Annotated in this window: 16 protein-coding genes; 10 read left to right on the forward strand and 6 right to left on the reverse strand. The window is 52.7% G+C overall.

The genetic code is table 11. The annotated features are described in order from the left end of the window. Positions 1 to 179 precede the first annotated feature (179 nt). A complete protein-coding gene (gene pepN / locus QVF11_RS19990; protein WP_287858848.1) occupies positions 180 to 2795 on the forward strand; it encodes an aminopeptidase N in 2616 nt (871 codons plus the stop codon). A gap of 65 nt (positions 2796 to 2860) precedes the next feature. Here pepN and ssuB read toward each other — a convergent pair whose 3' ends face one another. The 3 genes from ssuB to ssuE are packed head-to-tail and all read right to left on the reverse strand — an operon-like array spanning position 2861 to position 5039. After that, positions 2861 to 3634 carry an aliphatic sulfonates ABC transporter ATP-binding protein gene (gene ssuB, locus QVF11_RS19995; RefSeq protein ID WP_112214613.1) on the reverse strand — a complete coding sequence of 258 codons (774 nt, stop codon included), beginning with the start codon at positions 3632 to 3634 and terminating at the stop codon, positions 2861 to 2863. Continuing rightward, positions 3631 to 4422 carry an aliphatic sulfonate ABC transporter permease SsuC gene (gene ssuC / locus QVF11_RS20000; protein WP_112214612.1) on the reverse strand — a complete coding sequence of 264 codons (792 nt, stop codon included), beginning with the start codon at positions 4420 to 4422 and terminating at the stop codon, positions 3631 to 3633. The genes ssuB and ssuC overlap by 4 nt, the downstream gene beginning before the upstream one ends. A gap of 41 nt (positions 4423 to 4463) precedes the next feature. Continuing rightward, a complete protein-coding gene (gene ssuE / locus QVF11_RS20005) occupies positions 4464 to 5039 on the reverse strand; it encodes an NADPH-dependent FMN reductase (RefSeq protein ID WP_181482807.1) in 576 nt (191 codons plus the stop codon). A 248-nt stretch (positions 5040 to 5287) separates the two neighbouring features. Between ssuE and pyrD the strand changes: the two genes are divergently transcribed. Then, positions 5288 to 6298 (forward strand): quinone-dependent dihydroorotate dehydrogenase, encoded by a 1011-nt coding sequence (gene pyrD / locus QVF11_RS20010; protein ID WP_112214610.1) that lies wholly within the window; start codon positions 5288 to 5290, stop codon positions 6296 to 6298. A gap of 167 nt (positions 6299 to 6465) precedes the next feature. Then, positions 6466 to 7008, forward strand: a complete 543-nt coding sequence (zapC, locus tag QVF11_RS20015) for a cell division protein ZapC (RefSeq protein WP_112214609.1) — start codon at positions 6466 to 6468, stop codon at positions 7006 to 7008. On the opposite strand, the gene QVF11_RS20020 is transcribed toward zapC, so the two are convergent. Further along, positions 7005 to 8114 (reverse strand): YcbX family protein, encoded by a 1110-nt coding sequence (locus tag QVF11_RS20020; protein WP_287858852.1) that lies wholly within the window; start codon positions 8112 to 8114, stop codon positions 7005 to 7007. The two genes, zapC and QVF11_RS20020, sit on opposite strands and share 4 nt — an antisense overlap. 98 nt (positions 8115 to 8212) lie before the next feature. Here QVF11_RS20020 and rlmKL point away from each other — a divergent pair, with 98 nt between their 5' ends. The 6 genes from rlmKL (at position 8213) to rmf (ending at position 16136) form a co-directional block, all read left to right on the forward strand. Then, positions 8213 to 10318, forward strand: coding sequence for a bifunctional 23S rRNA (guanine(2069)-N(7))-methyltransferase RlmK/23S rRNA (guanine(2445)-N(2))-methyltransferase RlmL (rlmKL, locus tag QVF11_RS20025; RefSeq protein ID WP_287858854.1), 2106 nt, complete (start codon positions 8213 to 8215; stop codon positions 10316 to 10318). Positions 10319 to 10330: 12 nt separating this feature from the next. Beyond that, positions 10331 to 12238: an ABC transporter ATP-binding protein gene (locus tag QVF11_RS20030; RefSeq protein ID WP_112214606.1), complete on the forward strand. Its 1908-nt coding sequence runs from the start codon at positions 10331 to 10333 to the stop codon at positions 12236 to 12238. A gap of 14 nt (positions 12239 to 12252) precedes the next feature. After that, positions 12253 to 13521 (forward strand): membrane integrity-associated transporter subunit PqiA, encoded by a 1269-nt coding sequence (gene pqiA, locus QVF11_RS20035; RefSeq protein WP_112214605.1) that lies wholly within the window; start codon positions 12253 to 12255, stop codon positions 13519 to 13521. Continuing rightward, positions 13511 to 15148, forward strand: a complete 1638-nt coding sequence (gene pqiB / locus QVF11_RS20040; protein WP_112214604.1) for an intermembrane transport protein PqiB — start codon at positions 13511 to 13513, stop codon at positions 15146 to 15148. Before pqiA ends, pqiB begins: the two co-directional genes overlap by 11 nt. Further along, the gene (gene pqiC, locus QVF11_RS20045) at positions 15148 to 15711 is read left to right on the forward strand and encodes a membrane integrity-associated transporter subunit PqiC (RefSeq protein ID WP_112214603.1); all 564 of its coding nucleotides are present in this window, start codon (positions 15148 to 15150) and stop codon (positions 15709 to 15711) included. Before pqiB ends, pqiC begins: the two co-directional genes overlap by 1 nt. A gap of 257 nt (positions 15712 to 15968) precedes the next feature. Beyond that, on the forward strand, positions 15969 to 16136 hold the full coding sequence (gene rmf / locus QVF11_RS20050; RefSeq protein WP_110275088.1) for a ribosome modulation factor: 168 nt from the start codon (positions 15969 to 15971) through the stop codon (positions 16134 to 16136). A gap of 65 nt (positions 16137 to 16201) precedes the next feature. On the opposite strand, the gene fabA is transcribed toward rmf, so the two are convergent. Both fabA and QVF11_RS20060 read right to left on the reverse strand, forming a co-directional pair. After that, positions 16202 to 16720, reverse strand: coding sequence for a bifunctional 3-hydroxydecanoyl-ACP dehydratase/trans-2-decenoyl-ACP isomerase (gene fabA / locus QVF11_RS20055; protein ID WP_100685616.1), 519 nt, complete (start codon positions 16718 to 16720; stop codon positions 16202 to 16204). A 69-nt stretch (positions 16721 to 16789) separates the two neighbouring features. Continuing rightward, positions 16790 to 18547: a Lon protease family protein gene (locus QVF11_RS20060; protein ID WP_287858856.1), complete on the reverse strand. Its 1758-nt coding sequence runs from the start codon at positions 18545 to 18547 to the stop codon at positions 16790 to 16792. Positions 18548 to 18732: 185 nt separating this feature from the next. Here QVF11_RS20060 and matP point away from each other — a divergent pair, with 185 nt between their 5' ends. Further along, positions 18733 to 19185, forward strand: coding sequence for a macrodomain Ter protein MatP (gene matP / locus QVF11_RS20065; RefSeq protein WP_110275084.1), 453 nt, complete (start codon positions 18733 to 18735; stop codon positions 19183 to 19185). The last annotated feature ends 95 nt before the right edge of the window (positions 19186 to 19280 follow it).

Below are 19280 nucleotides of genomic sequence, written 5' to 3' on the forward strand. Positions count from 1 at the left end.
TTGAACACGCATCACACCACAAGCTTTGCGCCTGGTCGAGTGCATTTCGTGCCTCTGATGTTATCAAAATGTAGCAATTTTCATGTTTGGCATTGAAAAGATGAAGATTCTGCATAGCGAGATTTGCGCAACAGGAATAGACTGAGTCGACACTTTACAGGACATGCTAAAGGTTTTTTATGACACAACAGCCCCAAGCCAAATACCGCCACGACTATCGTGCGCCGGATTATCTGATTAGCGATATCGATTTGACCTTTGACCTGGACGCCGCGAAAACCGTTGTGACGGCTGAGAGCAAGGTCTCCCGCCATGCGGCTACGTCTGATGTGCCATTGCGTCTGGATGGCGAAGACCTGACGTTGGTTTCTCTGCAGGTTAACGGTCAACCGTGGAGCGACTATAAGGAAGAAAATAACCAACTGGTGATTAGCGGGTTGCCGGAACATTTCACCCTGACCATCGTCAACGAAATCAGTCCGGAGGCTAATACTGCGCTGGAAGGGCTGTATCAGTCAGGCGAAGCGCTTTGTACCCAGTGCGAAGCGGAAGGCTTCCGCCATATAACCTGGTATCTGGACCGCCCGGACGTTCTGGCGCGCTTCACCACCAAAATCATTGCTGATAAAGCAAAATATCCGTTCCTGCTCTCCAACGGCAACCGCGTGGCCCAGGGCGATCTGGAAAATGGCCGTCACTGGATCCAGTGGCAGGACCCGTTCCCGAAACCGTGCTACCTGTTTGCGCTGGTGGCTGGTGATTTCGATGTCCTGCGCGATACCTTCAAAACCCGCTCCGGGCGCGAAGTGGCGCTAGAGTTGTACGTTGACCGCGGCAACCTTGACCGGGCGCCATGGGCGATGACCTCGCTGCAAAACTCCATGAAGTGGGATGAAACGCGCTTTGGTCTCGAATATGACCTCGATATCTATATGATTGTCGCCGTTGACTTCTTCAATATGGGGGCAATGGAGAATAAAGGGCTTAACGTCTTTAACTCCAAGTACGTGCTGGCGCGTACCGATACCGCGACCGATAAAGATTATCTGGATATCGAGCGCGTGATTGGTCACGAATATTTCCATAACTGGACCGGTAACCGCGTGACCTGCCGCGACTGGTTCCAGCTCAGCCTGAAAGAAGGCCTGACCGTTTTCCGCGATCAGGAGTTCAGCTCTGACCTTGGCTCGCGAGCGGTTAACCGCATCAATAACGTGCGCACCATGCGCGGTATGCAGTTCGCTGAAGACGCCAGCCCGATGGCGCATCCGATCCGCCCGGATATGGTTATCGAAATGAACAACTTCTACACCCTGACGGTGTATGAAAAAGGCGCGGAGGTTATCCGCATGCTGCACACTCTGCTGGGTGAAGAAAATTTCCAGAAAGGGATGCAGCTGTACTTTGAACGCCACGACGGCAGTGCAGCCACCTGCGACGATTTTGTCCAGGCGATGGAAGACGCCTCTAACGTTGACCTGTCCCACTTCCGCCGCTGGTATAGCCAGTCCGGGACGCCGATTGTTACCGTCCATGACGACTACAACCCGGAAACGGAACAGTACACGCTGACTATCAGCCAGCGTACGCCGCCAACGTCGGAACAAGCAGAGAAGCTGCCGTTGCACATTCCGTTCAATATTGAGCTTTACGACAACGAAGGCAAAGTGATCCCGCTGCAGAAGGGTGGACACCCGGTACATCACGTGCTGAACGTCACTCAGGCAGAGCAGACTTTTGTTTTTGACAATGTCTACTTCCAGCCGGTGCCGGCGCTGCTTTGCGAGTTCTCCGCACCAGTGAAGCTGGAGTACAAATGGAGCGATCAGCAGCTGACGTTCCTGATGCGCCACGCTCGCAATGATTTCTCCCGCTGGGATGCAGCGCAGAGCCTGCTGGCGACTTACATCAAGCTTAACGTCAATCGCCATCAGCAGGGGCAGCCGCTGTCGCTGCCTGTTCACGTTGCCGATGCGTTCCGCGCGATTCTGCTGGATGAAAAGATCGATCCAGCGTTGGCGGCGGAGATCCTGACGCTGCCTTCGGCCAATGAAATTGCGGAACTGTTCGCGGTTATCGATCCGATCGCGATCGCCGCAGTGCGTGAAGCGCTCACTCGTACGCTGGCGAAAGAGCTGGCAGACGAGTTCCTGGTGATTTACAACGCCAACAAGCTCGACAGCTATCGCGTTGAACATGCCGATATCGGCAAGCGTTCTTTACGTAACACCTGCTTGCGCTACCTGGCGTTTGGCGATGTGGAGCTGGCGGATAAACTGGTCAGTGCGCAGTATCACCATGCTGACAATATGACCGATGCTCTGGCGGCGCTGTCGGCGGCAGTAGCAGCCCAGCTGCCTTGCCGTGATGCCCTGATGCAGGAATATGACGACAAATGGCACCAGGACGGCCTGGTGATGGACAAATGGTTTATCCTGCAGTCCACCAGCCCGGCGGATAATGCCCTGGAGACGGTTCGCAGCTTGTTGAACCATCGCTCCTTCAGTCTGGGTAACCCGAACCGCGTCCGCTCGCTGATTGGCGCTTTTGCCGGTAGCAACCCAGCCGCATTCCATGCCGAAGACGGTAGCGGTTATCAGTTCCTGGTTGAGATGCTGACTGAACTGAACAGCCGTAACCCGCAGGTCGCTTCGCGCCTGATTGAACCGCTGATTCGCCTGAAACGCTATGATGAGAAGCGTCAGGCGCTGATGCGCGCGGCGCTGGAGCAACTGAAAGGTCTGGAGAATCTTTCCGGGGATCTGTTCGAGAAAATCAGCAAAGCGCTGGCGTAACGCCAGCGCGAGTCCAAACCTGTGGCCCCGCTAAGCACAGCGCGTGCGGGGAAACGTCGCAGTCGTTAACCGTGACTCACTAAGCGCGGCGAGGATTCACTCTTGCCGCGCTGCATCACCCGATTCAATACTTCCGCTTCCAGTTCGGCCAGCTTCGCCGATCCCGTACGCCGCGGGCGTGGAATGTCTACCAGCAGATCCAGGCCGATTTTCCCTTCTTCAATTAGCAAAACGCGATCGGCCATGGCCACCGCCTCGCTGACGTCATGGGTCACCAACAGGACGGTAAATCCATGCTCCTGCCACAGCGAAACGATCAGATCCTGCATCTCAAGGCGGGTGAGGGCATCCAATGCGCCTAGCGGTTCATCAAGCAGCAATAATCCGGGACGATGAATTAACGCGCGAGCCAGCGCCACGCGCTGTTTCTGCCCTCCGGAAAGCGCCGCAGGCCATTCACTGGCGCGATCCTCGAGACCGACGCTCGCCAGCGCCTTAAGCGCAGCCTCACGCCACTGGCCTTTCAGCCCGAGGCCAACATTGTCGATAACCGTTTTCCACGGCAGCAGGCGCGAATCCTGGAACATCATCCGGGTATCGTCCTGAATCTGCGCCAGCGGCGTTGAGCCTGCCAGCAACTGACCGCCATTGGGCTTTTCCAGCCCTGCCAGCAACCGCAGCAGGGTACTCTTACCACCGCCACTGCGCCCAACTACCGCAACGAATTGCCCGGTAGGAATATGAAGATCGAGTTCATTCAGGATCGTGTTGCTGCCATAACGCTTGCTCACGCCGTTAAGCAGCAGCGGGATCCCCGGATTAAGACGCGCAGTCGTCATGCGTTAGCCTCCTGAAGGTGATAAGCCGGATTCCAGCGCAGCCAGACGCGTTCCAGAAGCTGGGCGCTGAAGTCGGCCAGTTTGCCGAGAATGGCATAAAGAATAATGGCAACCACCACGACATCGGTTTGCAGAAACTCGCGGGCGTTCATCGCCAGGTAGCCGATACCGGCGTTAGCAGAGATAGTTTCGGCAACAATCAGCGTTAACCACATCAGGCCAAGCGCAAAGCGAATGCCGACCATAATAGAGGGGAGTGCGCCGGGGAGGATCACATGACGGAACAGAGCAAAGCCGGATAAACCGTAGCTACGGGCCATCTCGACCAGTCCTCTGTCGATGTTGCGGATCCCGTGCCAGGTATTGATGTAAATCGGGAACATCGTCCCCAGCGCCACGAGGAAGATTTTGGCGCTCTCATCGATACCGAACCACAAGATAACCAGCGGTATCAGCGCAAGATGGGGCACATTACGCAGCATCTGAATGGAGGTATCCAGCAGGCGTTCACCCCAGCGAGACAGGCCGCTGATTAATCCCAGAACCAGGCCAATGGATCCACCGATGCTGAAACCAATCAATGCTCGCCATGAGCTTATCGCCAGATGTTGCCAAAGTTCACCGCTGGCAGAGAGCGTCCAGAAAGCCTTCAGTACCCCTTCCGGCGACGGCAAAATGCGGGTGGATAGCCAGCCCATCGAAGAGGCGAATTGCCAGATAATCACGCTGCCCACCGGCAGAAGCCAGGGTGCCACGCGTATCAGGAATTTTTGCGAAAGGGTCGCCATGATGTGTTCCTTTATTTCCGTGTGAGCGTCAACGTTAGCCTTTAAACGTGCTCTACCCGTTGCAAGCTTTTCAGCGCCGGAGCGCGGCTACTGGGGCGATGAAGTGCCTGCCAGAAAGTTTCTAATGCCAGGTCGAGTCGACCTTGCAGGTTTGGGGTAAATTGCGGTTTATGTTGATAATCTGTCACCTGACTATCATCAGCAAAGACGCCATGAAGGATTTCTTGTGCTTTCAGAGCATTAAGTACTGGTTTTAGAGCGTAATCTACCGCCAGCATATGCGCGATAGTCCCGCCAGTGGCCAGCGGCAGAACGATTTTGCCTTCCAGCGCACGCTCTGGCAGCAGGTCCAGAAGGGTCTTCAGCGCGCCGGAAAAAGAGGCCTTATAAACCGGGGTGGCGATAATCAGCCCATCAGCATCAGCAAGCTGTTCATTCAGCGCATGCAGAGCGGGGTTATCAAAGCGTGCGTAGAGCAGGTCTTCCGGGGCAAAATTTTGCAGATGCCAGTGGCAGACTTCGATATCCGCAGCGGAGAGTGTCTCTCTGGCGTATTCCAGAAGCGCGCTGGAGCGGGAAGGGTAACGCGGGCTACCCGCAAGTGTTATGACTCGCATACTCTCTCCTTATAACTAAATATTTTCATTTATCTATAATTGATAACATTTAGCTGCAGTGTGACAGAGCGCTTTTATTTCCCTAAATGATTTATCCAGCGTTGAATTGTCAGAAAGTGCATAAAGAGGGAGACAAAAGTAAACGTTTGCGTCTGAGATGCGATTTTTTGTCGCAGGTCAATTCCCTTTCCGGGGTGGATCGCACATAATACGCCCCCGGTTTGCACACCGGGAATCCAGGAGAGTTCATGTACTACCCCTTCGTTCGTAAAGCCCTTTTTCAGCTCGATCCTGAGCGCGCTCATGAAGTAACCTTTAAACAATTACGCCTTGTTTCAGGTACCCCGCTGGAAATGTTGGTTCGCCAGAAGGTGCCGACAAAGCCGGTAACCTGCATGGGACTCACATTTAAGAACCCGCTGGGTCTGGCCGCCGGGCTGGATAAAAATGGCGAGTGCATTGATGCGCTCGGAGCAATGGGTTTTGGTTCAATTGAAATTGGTACCGTGACGCCGCGTCCGCAGCCGGGTAACGATAAGCCGAGGATCTTCCGTCTGGTCGATGCCGAAGGTTTGATCAACCGCATGGGCTTTAATAACCACGGCGTTGATAACCTGGTTGAGAACGTGAAAAAGGCCCATTTTGACGGGATCCTGGGGATTAACATTGGTAAAAATAAAGATACCCCAGTTGAACAAGGCAAAGATGATTATCTGATTTGTATGGATAAAATCTATGCCTACGCCGGATATATCGCCATTAATATCTCCTCGCCTAATACCCCAGGCCTGCGTACTTTGCAATACGGTGATGCGCTGGATGATTTACTTTCTGGTATTAAAAATAAGCAACGTGAACTGCAAGAGAAGCACCAGAAATATGTCCCCGTGGCGGTGAAGATCGCGCCGGATCTTTCTGTTGAGGAATTGATCCAGGTTGCCGATAGTCTGGTTCGACATAATATTGATGGGGTGATTGCCACCAATACCACGTTGGATCGATCGCTGGTTCAGGGTATGAAAAATTGCGACGAAACTGGCGGGCTTAGCGGTCGTCCTTTACAGCTGAAAAGTACAGAAATTATCCGTATGCTGTCAGCGGAATTACAGGGGCGTCTGCCCATTATCGGAGTTGGTGGTATTGACTCGGTGATTGCAGCGCGTGAGAAGATTGCTGCGGGCGCTACATTGGTGCAGATTTATTCCGGATTTATTTTTAAAGGTCCGCCACTGATTAAAGAAATTGTTACCCATATCTAATCTTTTCCCTTCTTATATCCTACCAGGGCTTTATTTATAGCCCTGGTTGTTTTATATTCCTTCATTGTTGCTTATTTAGACATTTTAGTCTTTTCTTAATTTTGGAAATATTCTGTAGCAGTTTACCTGTTAATTACAGATGGAAGTGATAGAGGACGGGGGAAGAAATGCGGATTAAACCTGACGATAATTGGCGTTGGTATTACGATGAAGAGCACGATCGTATGATGCTCGATTTGGCTAATGGCATGTTATTTCGTTCACGTTTCGCACGTCGAATGCTGACCCCCGACGCCTTTGCTCCGTCCGGATTTTGCGTCGATGATGCCGCGCTTTATTTTTCATTTGAAGAAAAATGCCGCGACCTCGAATTATCAAAAGAGCAGCGCGCTGAATTAGTATTGAATGCGCTGGTCGCTATTCGCTTTCTCAAGCCGCAGATGCCGAAAAGCTGGCATTTCACTACCCATGAAGAGTGCTGGCAACCCGGCGGCGGCGATGCTGCCAGCGCCTGGCTTAGCGATACCGGGCAGCAGGTGAATCTGTTGGTGGTTGAAGCTGGTGAAAACGCGGCATTATGTCTGTTAGCGCAGCCCGGCCTGACGCTTGCCGGGCGGGTTATGCAGCTTGGCGACGTGATTAAAATAATGAACGACCGGCTGCAGCCAGCGCCGGGTGCAGCCAGCTACAGCCTGGGCCAGGCAGTTTAAGGCGCTAGCCGTAGCGCGGTTTTTGGCACGCAGCTGCAGCACAGAATAGTGCCATCTGTGCCAATCGCATTTTTCTTCAGCGCACTAACTTCTCCTTCTTCCAGCCGGATGCGGCAGCTGCCGCAAATGCCCGCCCGGCAGGAATAAGGAACGCGGATCCCCTGTTGCTCCAACTGCTCCAGCAAAATTTGCTGATTGTTGCCGGTAAAGCTTAACCCTTGCCACTCAATCTCTACCGTTGCGTCCTGTTGAGCATCGGGCATCAGCGCATCGTCGCTATCGCCTGCGCTGTAGGCTTTTGCCGGTCCCCGGGCCAACACTTCCAATTCATCACCCACGCGGATCACGCCGCTATTACGGGCGATTAGATTCTGACCGAAATCGACATCACCGTTATCCAGCGCAGTGCGAAAACCTTGCAGCGTGGTTAAGGGTTCACCAGAAGGGTGCTTTTGTCCGCGTTCCGGGCTGACGGTCGTAAACACGCAGCGGCTGCACGGTTTTGCCACATCAAAAACAACCTCGCCGATACGTACCACTTTCCACGTATCTTCCTCCCAGGCCGCTGCCCCGGTCACCACCAGGTTCGGGCGAAATTGTTCTATGCTTACGCTGGCCGGACAGCGATTTTGCAGGTCGCGCAGGGAGGCTTCATTAGCTAAAAGGTAGGGAAAGCCATCGGCGAAGGAGAGAGGAACGGCATCATGACGTTTCACCCGACGGCTTAGTTGTGGCCCCAGCCAACGGAGCTGGACGCTGCGGTTAAAGAAACCGCTTAGCCACTGGTTAACCGATGTCGGGGCAATCAGGGCGGTAAAATGGTTACCCCAGACTTCGGTCGGCTCCTGCTGCGGGGCGAAATCGCTGAAGCGAACTATTGCGCTGCTGCCGTCCGGTGCCGTCAGATGGAGGCCATCGTGGAGCGGGGCGGGGGTGAACTTAACCATTTGCGGGAACTGACGAGCGGTAATGAAGGTGCCATCGGTTTCCGTCACCATAAATATGCGATCGAAGGCCAGACCACTGATGCCTGCGTAGGCGTGACTCAGGCCAATTCCCCGCATCGATTTAACGGGATGAATAAAAAGTCGCGAAAGCGTTACCATACGCTGCCCCTGGGTTCAAAAATAAGCCTTTAACTTTATGACATAGGGCACATATTGGCTATAATGCGCACCAATTTTCTTTTAGTAAAAGTGACGATATGAATTCTCTGTTTGCCAGTACGGCTCGTGGGCTTGAAGAGCTGTTAAAAACTGAACTGGAAGGACTTGGCGCGGTGGACTGCCAGGTAGTCCGGGGCGGGGTCCATTTTCAGGGAGATACGCGCCTGCTGTATCAAAGCCTGATGTGGAGTCGGCTGGCTTCGCGGATCATGATGCCGCTGGGCCAGTGCAGCGTGTATAGCGACCTGGACCTTTACCTCGGCGTACAGGCCATTCCATGGACGGAGATTTTCACCCCAGACGCCACTTTCGCCGTGCACTTTAGCGGGCTTAACGATGAGATTCGTAACAGTCAGTACGGCGCATTGAAAGTCAAAGATGCCATTGTTGATAGCTTTACGCGTAAGAATCTGCCGCGTCCTAATGTCGATCGTGAAAGCCCCGATCTGCGCATCAACGTCTGGCTGAATAAAGAAACCGCACATATTTCTTTAGATCTTAGCGGTGAGGGTTTGCATCTGCGCGGCTACCGCGATGGCACCGGTATGGCGCCGATCAAAGAAAGCCTGGCGGCAGCTATCGTGATGCGTTCAGGCTGGGCTCCGGGGACACCGCTGCTTGATCCGATGTGCGGTTCCGGCACGCTTCTGATTGAAGCCGCTATGCTGGCAACCGATCGTGCGCCGGGTTTACACCGCGGTCATTGGGGTTTCGGCGGCTGGGCGCAGCACGATGATGTTATCTGGAAAGAGGTGAAAGCCGAAGCACAAACCCGCGCCCGTCAGGGGCTGGCGGCGTATGAATCCCGTTTCTACGGTTCCGACATTGATGCGCGGGTGATTGAACGCGCGCGCAGCAACGCCCGTCGTGCTGGCATTGGCGAACTGGTGACGTTTGAGGTTAAAGATGTTGCCAAACTGGACAATCCGCTGCCGAAAGGGCCTTACGGTACGGTTATTAGTAACCCGCCATACGGCGAGCGTCTGGAGAGCGAACCGGCGCTGATTGCTCTGCATAGCCTGCTGGGCCGGATCATGAAAAATCAGTTCGGCGGTTGGAATCTCTCTTTGTTCAGCGCCTCGCCGGATCTGCTCAGCTGTTTGCAATTACGTGCTGATAAGCAGTTCAAAGCTAAAAACGGCCCGCTGGACTGCGTGCAGAAGAACTACCACCTCGCCGAAAGCGAAGGCGGAAAAACCGCGACGCTGGCGGAAGATTTCGCCAACCGTCTACGTAAAAACTTGAAAAAATATGAGAAGTGGGCGCGTCAGGAAGGTATCGAGTGCTATCGCCTTTATGATGCCGACCTCCCGGAATATAACGTAGCCATTGACCGTTACGGAGAGTGGGTGGTGGTGCAAGAGTATGCTCCACCGAAAACCGTGGATGCGCACAAAGCTCGTCAGCGTCTGTTTGATATTATCGCCGCCACAATTGCCGTGCTGGGGATTGCGCCGAATAAGCTGGTGCTAAAAACCCGTGAACGGCAGAAAGGGAAAAATCAGTATCAGAAAATGGCTGAGAAGGGTGATTTCCTTGAGGTGCAGGAGTATAACGCACGTCTGTGGGTCAATCTGACCGACTACCTGGATACTGGCTTGTTCCTTGATCACCGTATCGCCCGTCGCATGCTTGGCGAGATGAGCAAAGGCAAAGACTTCCTCAATCTTTTTGCCTATACCGGCAGCGCGAGCGTACATGCAGGCCTTGGCGGCGCGCGCTCTACCACGACGGTCGATATGTCGCGCACTTATCTCGAATGGGCGGAGCGCAACCTGCGCCTCAACGGCTTAACCGGTCGCGCGCATCGTTTGATGCAGGCCGATGTGCTGGGCTGGCTACGTGAGAGCACCGAACAGTTTGATCTGATCTTCATCGATCCGCCAACCTTCTCTAACTCCAAGCGCATGGAAGACGCGTTTGACGTACAGCGCGACCATCTGCGTCTGATGACCGATCTAAAACGTCTGCTGCGTAAAGGCGGCACGATTATGTTCTCGAACAACAAACGCGGTTTCCGTATGGATCATGACGGGCTAGCGCAACTGGGCCTGAAGGCGCAGGAGATCACGCAAAAAACGCAATCTCAAGATTTTGCCCGCAACCGTCAGATTCACAACTGCTGGCTGATCACCTCAGCCTGAAAGGAATAAAGAATGTCATTAATTAGTATGCACGGCGCCTGGCTTTCATTCAGCGATGCGCCGCTGCTGGATAATGCCGAACTGCATATCGAAGATAACGAACGCGTGTGCCTGGTAGGGCGTAACGGTGCGGGTAAATCGACTCTGATGAAGATCCTCAACCGTGAACAGGGTCTTGATGATGGGCGCATTATTTATGAGCTGGATCTGGTTGTCGCGCGTCTGCAGCAGGATCCGCCGCGTAACATTACCGGAACCGTTTACGACTTCGTTGCGGAAGGGATTGCCGAACAGGCGGCCTACCTCAAAGGCTATCACGATGCTTCACAACTGGTGATGACCGACCCGAGCGACAAGAACTTAAACGAACTGGCACGCTTTCAGGAGCAGCTTGATAATTTAGGGCTCTGGCAGTTGGATAGCCGTATTAATGAAGTGCTTGAGCAGCTCAATCTGGATCCTAACGCCGAGCTCTCCTCGCTCTCCGGTGGCTGGCTGCGTAAGGCGGCCCTGGGGCGCGCGCTGGTCAGCGGGCCGCGCGTGCTGCTGCTGGATGAACCGACTAACCACCTCGATATTGAAACGATCGACTGGCTGGAAGGTTTCCTGAAGATGTTCAAAGGCACCATTATTTTTATCTCGCACGACCGTTCCTTTATTCGCAATATGGCGACGCGGATTGTCGATCTCGATCGCGGCAAACTGGTGACCTATCCGGGCAATTACGATCAGTATCTGCTGGATAAAGAAGAAGCGCTGCGCGTTGAAGACCTACAGAATGCCGAATTCGACCGCAAGCTGGCGCAGGAAGAAGTCTGGATCCGTCAGGGGATTAAAGCGCGTCGTACTCGTAACGAAGGGCGCGTGCGTGCATTGAAAGCGATGCGCCGCGAACGCGGTGAGCGTCGTGAAGTTATGGGTAGTGCGAAGATGCAGGTCGAAGAGGCCGCGCGTTCGGGCAAAATTGTCTTCGAAATGGAGAACGTTAACTACCAGGTTGATGGCAAAGTGCTGGTGAAGGATTTTACCGCCCAGATCCAGCGCGGTGATAAGATTGCGCTGATTGGGCCGAACGGCTGTGGTAAAACCACGCTGTTGAAACTGATGCTCGGACAGCTGAAGGCCGATAGCGGACGCATCCACGTGGGTACTAAGCTGGAGGTTGCTTACTTCGATCAGCACCGTGCTGAGCTTGACCCGGACAAAACGGTGATGGACAACCTTGCCGAAGGTAAGCAGGAAGTGATGGTGAACGGCAAGCCGCGCCATGTTCTGGGCTACCTGCAAGACTTTATGTTCCATCCGAAACGCGCCATGACGCCAGTGCGCGCGCTGTCCGGCGGTGAGCGTAACCGTCTGCTGCTGGCACGCCTGTTCCTCAAGCCCAGCAACCTGCTGATCCTCGATGAACCGACAAACGATCTGGATGTCGAAACCCTGGAACTGTTGGAAGAGCTAGTCGACGGCTATCAGGGTACCGTGATGCTGGTCAGCCACGACCGCCAGTTTGTTGATAACACCGTAACAGAGTGCTGGATCTTTGAAGGGGAAGGGAGAATTGGCCAATATGTTGGCGGTTATCACGATGCCCGAGGTCAGCAATCTCAGTATCTGGCACAAAAGCAGTCAGTTGCCAAAAAAACGGTAGAAGTTGCTCAACCGAAAGCAGAAAGTGTCAAACGCGCGGCCAGCAAACTAAGCTATAACCTGCAGCGCGAACTGGAACAACTGCCGCAGAAACTGGAAGAGCTTGAGGCCCAATTGCAGACTCTGCAGGAGCAGGTTGCCGATCCTTCTTTCTTTGGTCAGTCGCATGATCATACGCAGCAGGTGCTGGCGCAGATGAGCGAAGCGGAGCAGGCGCTGGAAACCGCCTTTGAACGCTGGGAATATCTTGAAGGATTAAAAAACGGCGCATAAGCTGAGGAGTTTTCATGTGCGATCATCATCATGCTGCGCGGCATATTCTGTGCCGACAATGTGATCTGCTGGTGGCTTTGCCGCAGCTGGAGCATCGCCAGAAAGCTGCGTGTCCGCGCTGCGGAACGACATTGACGACCTCGTGGGACGCGCCTCGGCAGCGTCCCACTGCCTATGCGCTGGTCGCATTGTTTATGCTGTTGCTGGCAAATCTGTTTCCTTTCATCTACATGAAAGTTGGTGGCATCAGTAGCGAAATTGAGCTGCTGGAAATCCCTAATGTCCTTTTTACTGAGGATTACGCCAGCCTTGGCACCTTCTTTTTACTCTTCGTGCAGCTGGTGCCGGCTTTCTGCCTTATCACCATCCTGCTGCTGGTAAACCGTGTACGCATGCCTTCCGGCCTAAAAGCATTTCTGGCGCGGATCCTGTTTCACCTCAAAACCTGGGGAATGGCGGAAATCTTCCTCGCCGGAGTTCTGGTCAGCTTTGTTAAGCTGATGGCCTACGGTGATATTGGCATCGGTTTAAGCTTTATTCCCTGGTGTATGTTTTGCGTATTGCAGCTACGCACATTCCAGTGCGTGGACCGCCGTTGGCTGTGGGACGACATTGCGCCAATGCCGTTGATTAAACAGCCATTGAAAGTCGGTGTTTCCGGCCTTCGCCAGGGACTGCGTTCATGCTCATGTTGTACGGCGGTTTTACCCGTTGATGAAGCCGTTTGTCCGCGCTGCCATACCAAAGGAACTGCCCGGCGTAAAAACAGTTTGCAATGGACGCTGGCGCTGCTGATGACGTCGATAATCCTCTATATGCCAGCCAATATTCTGCCGATCATGATTACCGATCTGTTGGGCGATAAAATGCCCTCCACTATTATGGCGGGGGTGATCCTGCTGTGGAGTGAAGGATCATATCCGGTGGCGATGGTGATATTTATCGCCAGCATTATGGTGCCGACGTTAAAAATGATCGCTATTGGCTGGTTGTGCTGGAATGCCAGCGGTAAAGGATCGCGTGACTCTGAGCGCATGCACCTGATTTATGAAGTTGTCGAGTTTGTTGGCCGCTGGTCAATGATCGATGTTTTTGTCATCGCAGTCCTCTCAGCTCTGGTGCGCATCGGCGGATTGATGAATATCTATCCGGCGATCGGAGCGGTGATGTTTGCGCTGGTCGTTGTTATGACAATGTTCTCGGCCATGACGTTTGACCCTCGTTTGTTGTGGGACCGTGAGCCAGATCCAAGCCATGAGGAAAGACTGCAGCATGGAAAATAAGAGCGGAGAAGCGAAAGTGCAAAAGGTGAAGAACTGGTCACCGGTGTGGATCTTCCCAATAGTCACGGCGCTTATCGGCGCATGGATTCTATTTTATCACTATAGCCATCAGGGGCCGGAGGTGACGTTAATCACCACCAATGCTGAAGGAATCGAAGGGGGTAAAACCCGAATTAAAAGCCGCAGCGTTGATGTTGGCGTGATAGAAAGCGCAACGCTGACGGATGACCTGACCCACGTAGAAATTAAAGCCCGGCTGAATTCAGGCATGGAAAAATTGCTACATAAGGATTCGGTTTTTTGGGTAGTCAAACCGCAGGTCGGGCGCGAAGGAATTAGCGGGCTAGGCACGTTATTATCCGGTGCTTATATCGAATTACAGCCGGGCTCTAAAGGCTCTGTGCCTGCGCAATATCCGCTGCTGGATTCACCCCCTTTGGCTTCCCCTGACGCCAAAGGCATTCGCATTCTACTGGAAAGCAGTAAAGCGGGTCAGCTTTCACCAGGCGATCCGGTGCTCTTTCGGGGCTATCGTGTCGGTTCAGTCGAAACCAGCACTTTTGATGCGCAAAAACGCAATATTACCTACCAGCTGTTTATCAGCGCGCCAAACGATCGTCTGGTGACCAACAACGTGCGTTTCTGGAAAGACAGCGGTATTGCGGTGGATCTTACCGCTGCGGGTATGCGTGTTGAAATGGGATCGCTGTCAACTCTGTTTGGCGGCGGCGTCAGCTTTGATATTCCTGAAGGTCTGCCGTTAGGAGAGCCGGTAGCGAATAAAACTGAATATCACCTATTCGACGATCAACGAAGTATTCAGGATTCGGTCTTTACCCAGCACATCGACTACGTGATGTTCTTTAAAGATTCTATTCGTGGCCTGCAGCCTGGTGCGCCAGTGGAGTTTCGCGGTATTCGTCTTGGAACCGTTGGTAAAGTGCCATTCTTTATCCCAGGGTTGAAGCAGAACCTAAATGACGATTACCGTATCCCGGTTGAAGTGCGAATTGAACCAGAACGTTTGATCAATCAGTTAGGTAGCGATCCAAATATTCGCCAGCATATTGATGATCTGATGAATCGCGGGCTGCGTGGTTCCCTCAAAACGGGGAATCTGGTAACCGGCGCGCTGTATATTGATCTCGACTTCTATCCGAAAGCGCCTGCTCGCGGCAAGATTCAGGAGTTTGGTGGTTATCCGATTATACCGACCGTGAGCGGAGGTCTGGCTCAGATCCAGCAGCGTCTGATGGATGCCCTGGATAAGATTAACAATCTGCCGATTAACCCTCTGCTGGAGCAGGCAACCAGTACGCTGGCGCAAAGCGAGAAGACCATGCAGCACGTGCAAACGACGCTGGATAGCCTGAATAAGATAACTTCAAGCCAGTCCATGCAGCAGCTGCCGGGCGATATGCAGAGCACATTGCGTGAACTGAATCGTAGTATGCAAGGCTTCCAGCCGGGCTCTGCGGCATACAATAAGATGGTGGCGGATATGCAGCGCCTGGATCAGGTTCTTCGTGAACTGCAACCGGTACTGAAAACGCTCAACGACAAGAGCAATGCGCTGGTATTTGAGGCGAAGGATAAAAAAGATCCGCAGCCGAAGGGAGCGAAATAATGAAAAGATGGCTAATAGCGGCGGCAGTATGCGTTCTGACCGCGTGCAGCAGTGGTGGTGAGAGCAAAACGTACTACCAGCTTCCGGTGGTACAGAGTGGTGCACAAAGTGCTGCTCACCAAAGCAAAAACTTGCTGTGGGTTGAACAGGTAAGCATTCCTGATTATTTGGCGGGCAACGGAGTGGTTTATCAGACCACCGACGTCCAGTATGTGATTGCCAATAACAATCTGTGGGCGAGCCCGCTCGATCAGCAACTGCGTACCACACTGGTGGCGAATCTTAGCAACCAGCTGCCGGGTTGGGTGGTGGCCTCTCAGCCTTTAGGGAGTGAGCAGGATACGCTAAACGTGTCCGTTAGCGGATTTCACGGTCGTTACGATGGGCGGGTGATCGTTAGCGGTGAGTGGTTGCTGAAGCATCAGGGGCAGCTGATTAAGCGTCCGTTCAACATTGAGCTTAAGCAACAGCAGGATGGTTATGACGCAATGGTCAAAACCCTCGCTCAGGCCTGGACTCAGGAAGCGACTGCAATTGCCAGCGAGTTGAATCGCCTGCCATAAGCAAAATTAATGAAAGTAAAAAGCCGCTGCGGGTAACAAAATCGCAGCGGCTTTTTTATTTGTCTCATCAGCTTGTTAACTTGTGCCGGTTCACATTTTTTGTACAAATGAACTTTCATGTAGCTCACAAATATGACAATGGCGTGAATTTTGCGCATTGACGCTGTCTCTGATTCGCGGTATTCGTTAACCGTGGTTGCGTATTTAGTGACCATTGTTTTCTTTTCCACCAGATCAAAGAATGAGGGAAACGAGGCATGAAGAGACAAAAACGAGATCGCCTGGAACGGGCACATCAACGTGGATATCAAGCCGGTATTACCGGAAGATCGAAAGAAATGTGTCCTTATCAGACCTTGAATCAAAGGTCCTGGTGGCTAGGAGGCTGGCGAGAAGCCATGGAGGACAGGGTGCAAATTGCCTGACTGTCTCTTTAAAAATGAAGCCTCCGCTGTGCGGGGGCTTCGCCTTTTAAAGTGTCACTGTTTTATCAGAACGCAGAGGTGTCCTGGAATAAACCCACTTTCAGATCGGTTGCGGTGTAGATCAGACGATCGTCAACCAGTACTTCACCATCCGCCAGGCCCATAATCAAACGACGGTTTATCACTCGTTTGAAATGAATGCGGTAGGTCACTTTCTTAGCCGTTGGCAGTACCTGGCCGGTGAGTTTAACTTCACCTACGCCTAGCGCACGCCCTTTACCCTCGCCGCCTAACCAGCCCAGGTAGAAGCCAACCAGTTGCCACATGGCATCCAGGCCCAGGCAGCCAGGCATAACCGGATCGCCAATGAAGTGGCAACCGAAGAACCACAGGTCAGGGTTAATATCGAGTTCTGCCTCAACATAACCTTTATCGTAGTTACCACCGGTTTCGGTCATCTTGATGACGCGGTCCATCATCAGCATATTTGGCGCTGGTAACTGTGGGCCTTTAGCGCCAAACAGTTCACCACGGCCAGAGGCAAGAAGATCTTCTTTTGTATAGGATTCGCGTTTATCTACCATGTTTTCAGTAAGCCTTATTTTGAGTTCGGGACGCAGGATAGCTAACACGTGTACGCTGAACAAGTCCGATCAGTTAGAACCTGAACCGCCTAACCAGCGCAGCGGCCACGGAAAGCGATGGCGACCTTCTTGCTGTGTCGCCTGTGCAATCCGCTCCTGGATGGTTTGCCGTAAAGTTTGTCCTTCTCCATCCCATAATAGTTGGGTCAGAAGGGGTAATGCTTCAGTGACGTCATCAATGGCCCAGATAAAGAACTGTTCCTCAGCAACGGCTTGTTGTAGCTCCTTTGCTAAACTCAGATGACGGACGTTGGCGGCTGGAATAATGACGCCCTGTTTACCGGTTAAACCACGCTGCTGGCATATAGCAAAGAAACCTTCAATTTTCTCATTGAGTCCACCAACAGGTTGTACACGACCAAACTGATCGACAGAGCCGGTAATAGCAATACTCTGGTTAATGGGAACATTGGCCAGCGAACTGATTAATGCGCACAGTTCAGCCATGGAGGCACTATCGCCATCCACTTCACTGTAGGATTGCTCAAAGGTTAACGAGGCGGTGAAGGGGAGTTGTTGATCAAGCTCCAGCTCAGCCATCAAAAACGCCTGCATGATCATCATGCCTTTCGCATGGATATTGCCACCCAACTCAGCCTTGCGTTCGACGTCAATAAACTCACCATCGCCAATGTGAACAACGCAGCTAATGCGAGACGGTTCGCCGAATGCGCGCGGATGGCCTGGGAATTCAATAACCGATAGCGCGTTGATTTGGCCGATACATTCGCCTTCGGTCTCAATGAGGATTTGCTCTTGCAGAATTTCGTCCTGAATCCGCTCCGCGAGATACCCTTCGCGCCACTCACGACGTTCCAGCATGGTTTGCATCTCTTCGGCGCTAATCTCTTCACCTTCACAGAAGGCCGCCGCCTCCTTAAGCTGGCGTGCAATCCATAGCAAACACAGCGGTAGGGTTGCCTGATCGCCAGTGTAACGTGCACCTTCCTGAATCAACAGCGGCCAGGTTTCGGCAGCTAACCCAGGGAGTTCGAGTTGGTGTGCGTTTTGCCAGACCCACTGACACCATTGTTTCATGGCGGCTGCATCGACAATCTGTAAATTGTCTTCGTATTCGCTGTAAATAGCCAGGGCAGAAAGCTCGGGTTCCATCTCCTGGAAATCAGCCAGTGATTCTCGCTCGCCAACCAGAATGACTTTCAGGTTGAGCGCCATTGGGGGGATGCTAACCGGAAGAGGGCGAGACTCATTGATTGACAGCCAGTCGAAACGCTGACGGGCAATCATATTTTTTAGCCGCATCCACAGCAGGGGCTGAGCCAGCAATGCGCGCAGGGAGATGATCAATACACCACCGTTGGCACGATGAACCAGACCTGGTTGCAGGCTAATTTCACCATTGAACTGGCGTACACAGCCAAAGAGTTGCTCTGCTTCTACCCAGTCGGCTGCTTCAACCGGTGCGATGCTCGCGAAATTATCTTCTGCGGCTTGTGCCGGGATGCTGGTGATGTTTCCACCATCAATCTGGTAACGTACGCCATAAAGCGGTTCAGATGGTTGATGTAAAGTACGAGTTTCGTTCGCCAACCATTGCAGATACTCTGGTTCTTCTGGTGCTTTAACCAGCATGAACGGCGAAATGGCTGGAGTCACTAGAAGTTGCTCCAGGGCATAGAATAAGCGGGGTTGCAGTTCGCCAGAAAGAGATGCTTCTGCTTGTGCTAAGTCGGCTTGTGCAAACAGCGCCTGATAACTTTCCGTATCAGGAGCGAGGTCGTTTCGGGTAAGTTTCGTAATGGTCAAAGTCGCTGTTTTTTAGTCAGATGTAAAACGCGCGATTATACATTATGCGGCGTCTGAGCACACGAGTGATTGCGTTGGTCGCAGTGATAACGAATCTACCCACATCACGAAAGATGATTTATTCTCAGCAGATGAAGAAAAAACTGATATCCTGAAAAGAGTTACACGGTCACATTGAGATCGCAATGAAATATCAACAACTGGAAAATCTTGAAAGCGGTTGGAAATGGACATATCTGGTAAAAAAGTGCCGGGAAGGTGAACCGATAACCCGCTACATTGAAGCCAGCGCTGCGCAAGCTGCGGTCGATGTCTTACTCACGCTCGAAAATGAACCTGTTCTGGTGAATACCTGGATTGAGCAACATATGAATCCAGAGTTAGCGAACCGTATGAAGCAGACTATACGCGCTCGTCGCAAGCGACATTTTAACGCGGAGCATCAGCACACTCGTAAAAAATCTATCGACCTGGAGTTTATGGTCTGGCAGCGGCTGGCAGGTCTGGCGCAAAGGCGGGGTATGACCCTGTCGGAAACGATCGTACAGCTGATTGAGGATGCTGAACATAAAGAAAAATATGCCAGTAAGATGTCCAGTTTGAAGCACGACTTGCAAGTGTTGCTGGGTAAAGAGTAGCCATTAAGAGCTAAAGTGAACGTTGGTATTCCGCTGGTTTGTTGCTTTAAACATGAATTTAATACAAAAAACCCCGCATCAGCGGGGTTTTTTAT

The organism is Klebsiella sp. (genome assembly GCF_027492335.1).
GTDB classification, from domain to species: domain Bacteria; phylum Pseudomonadota; class Gammaproteobacteria; order Enterobacterales; family Enterobacteriaceae; genus Klebsiella; species Klebsiella huaxiensis.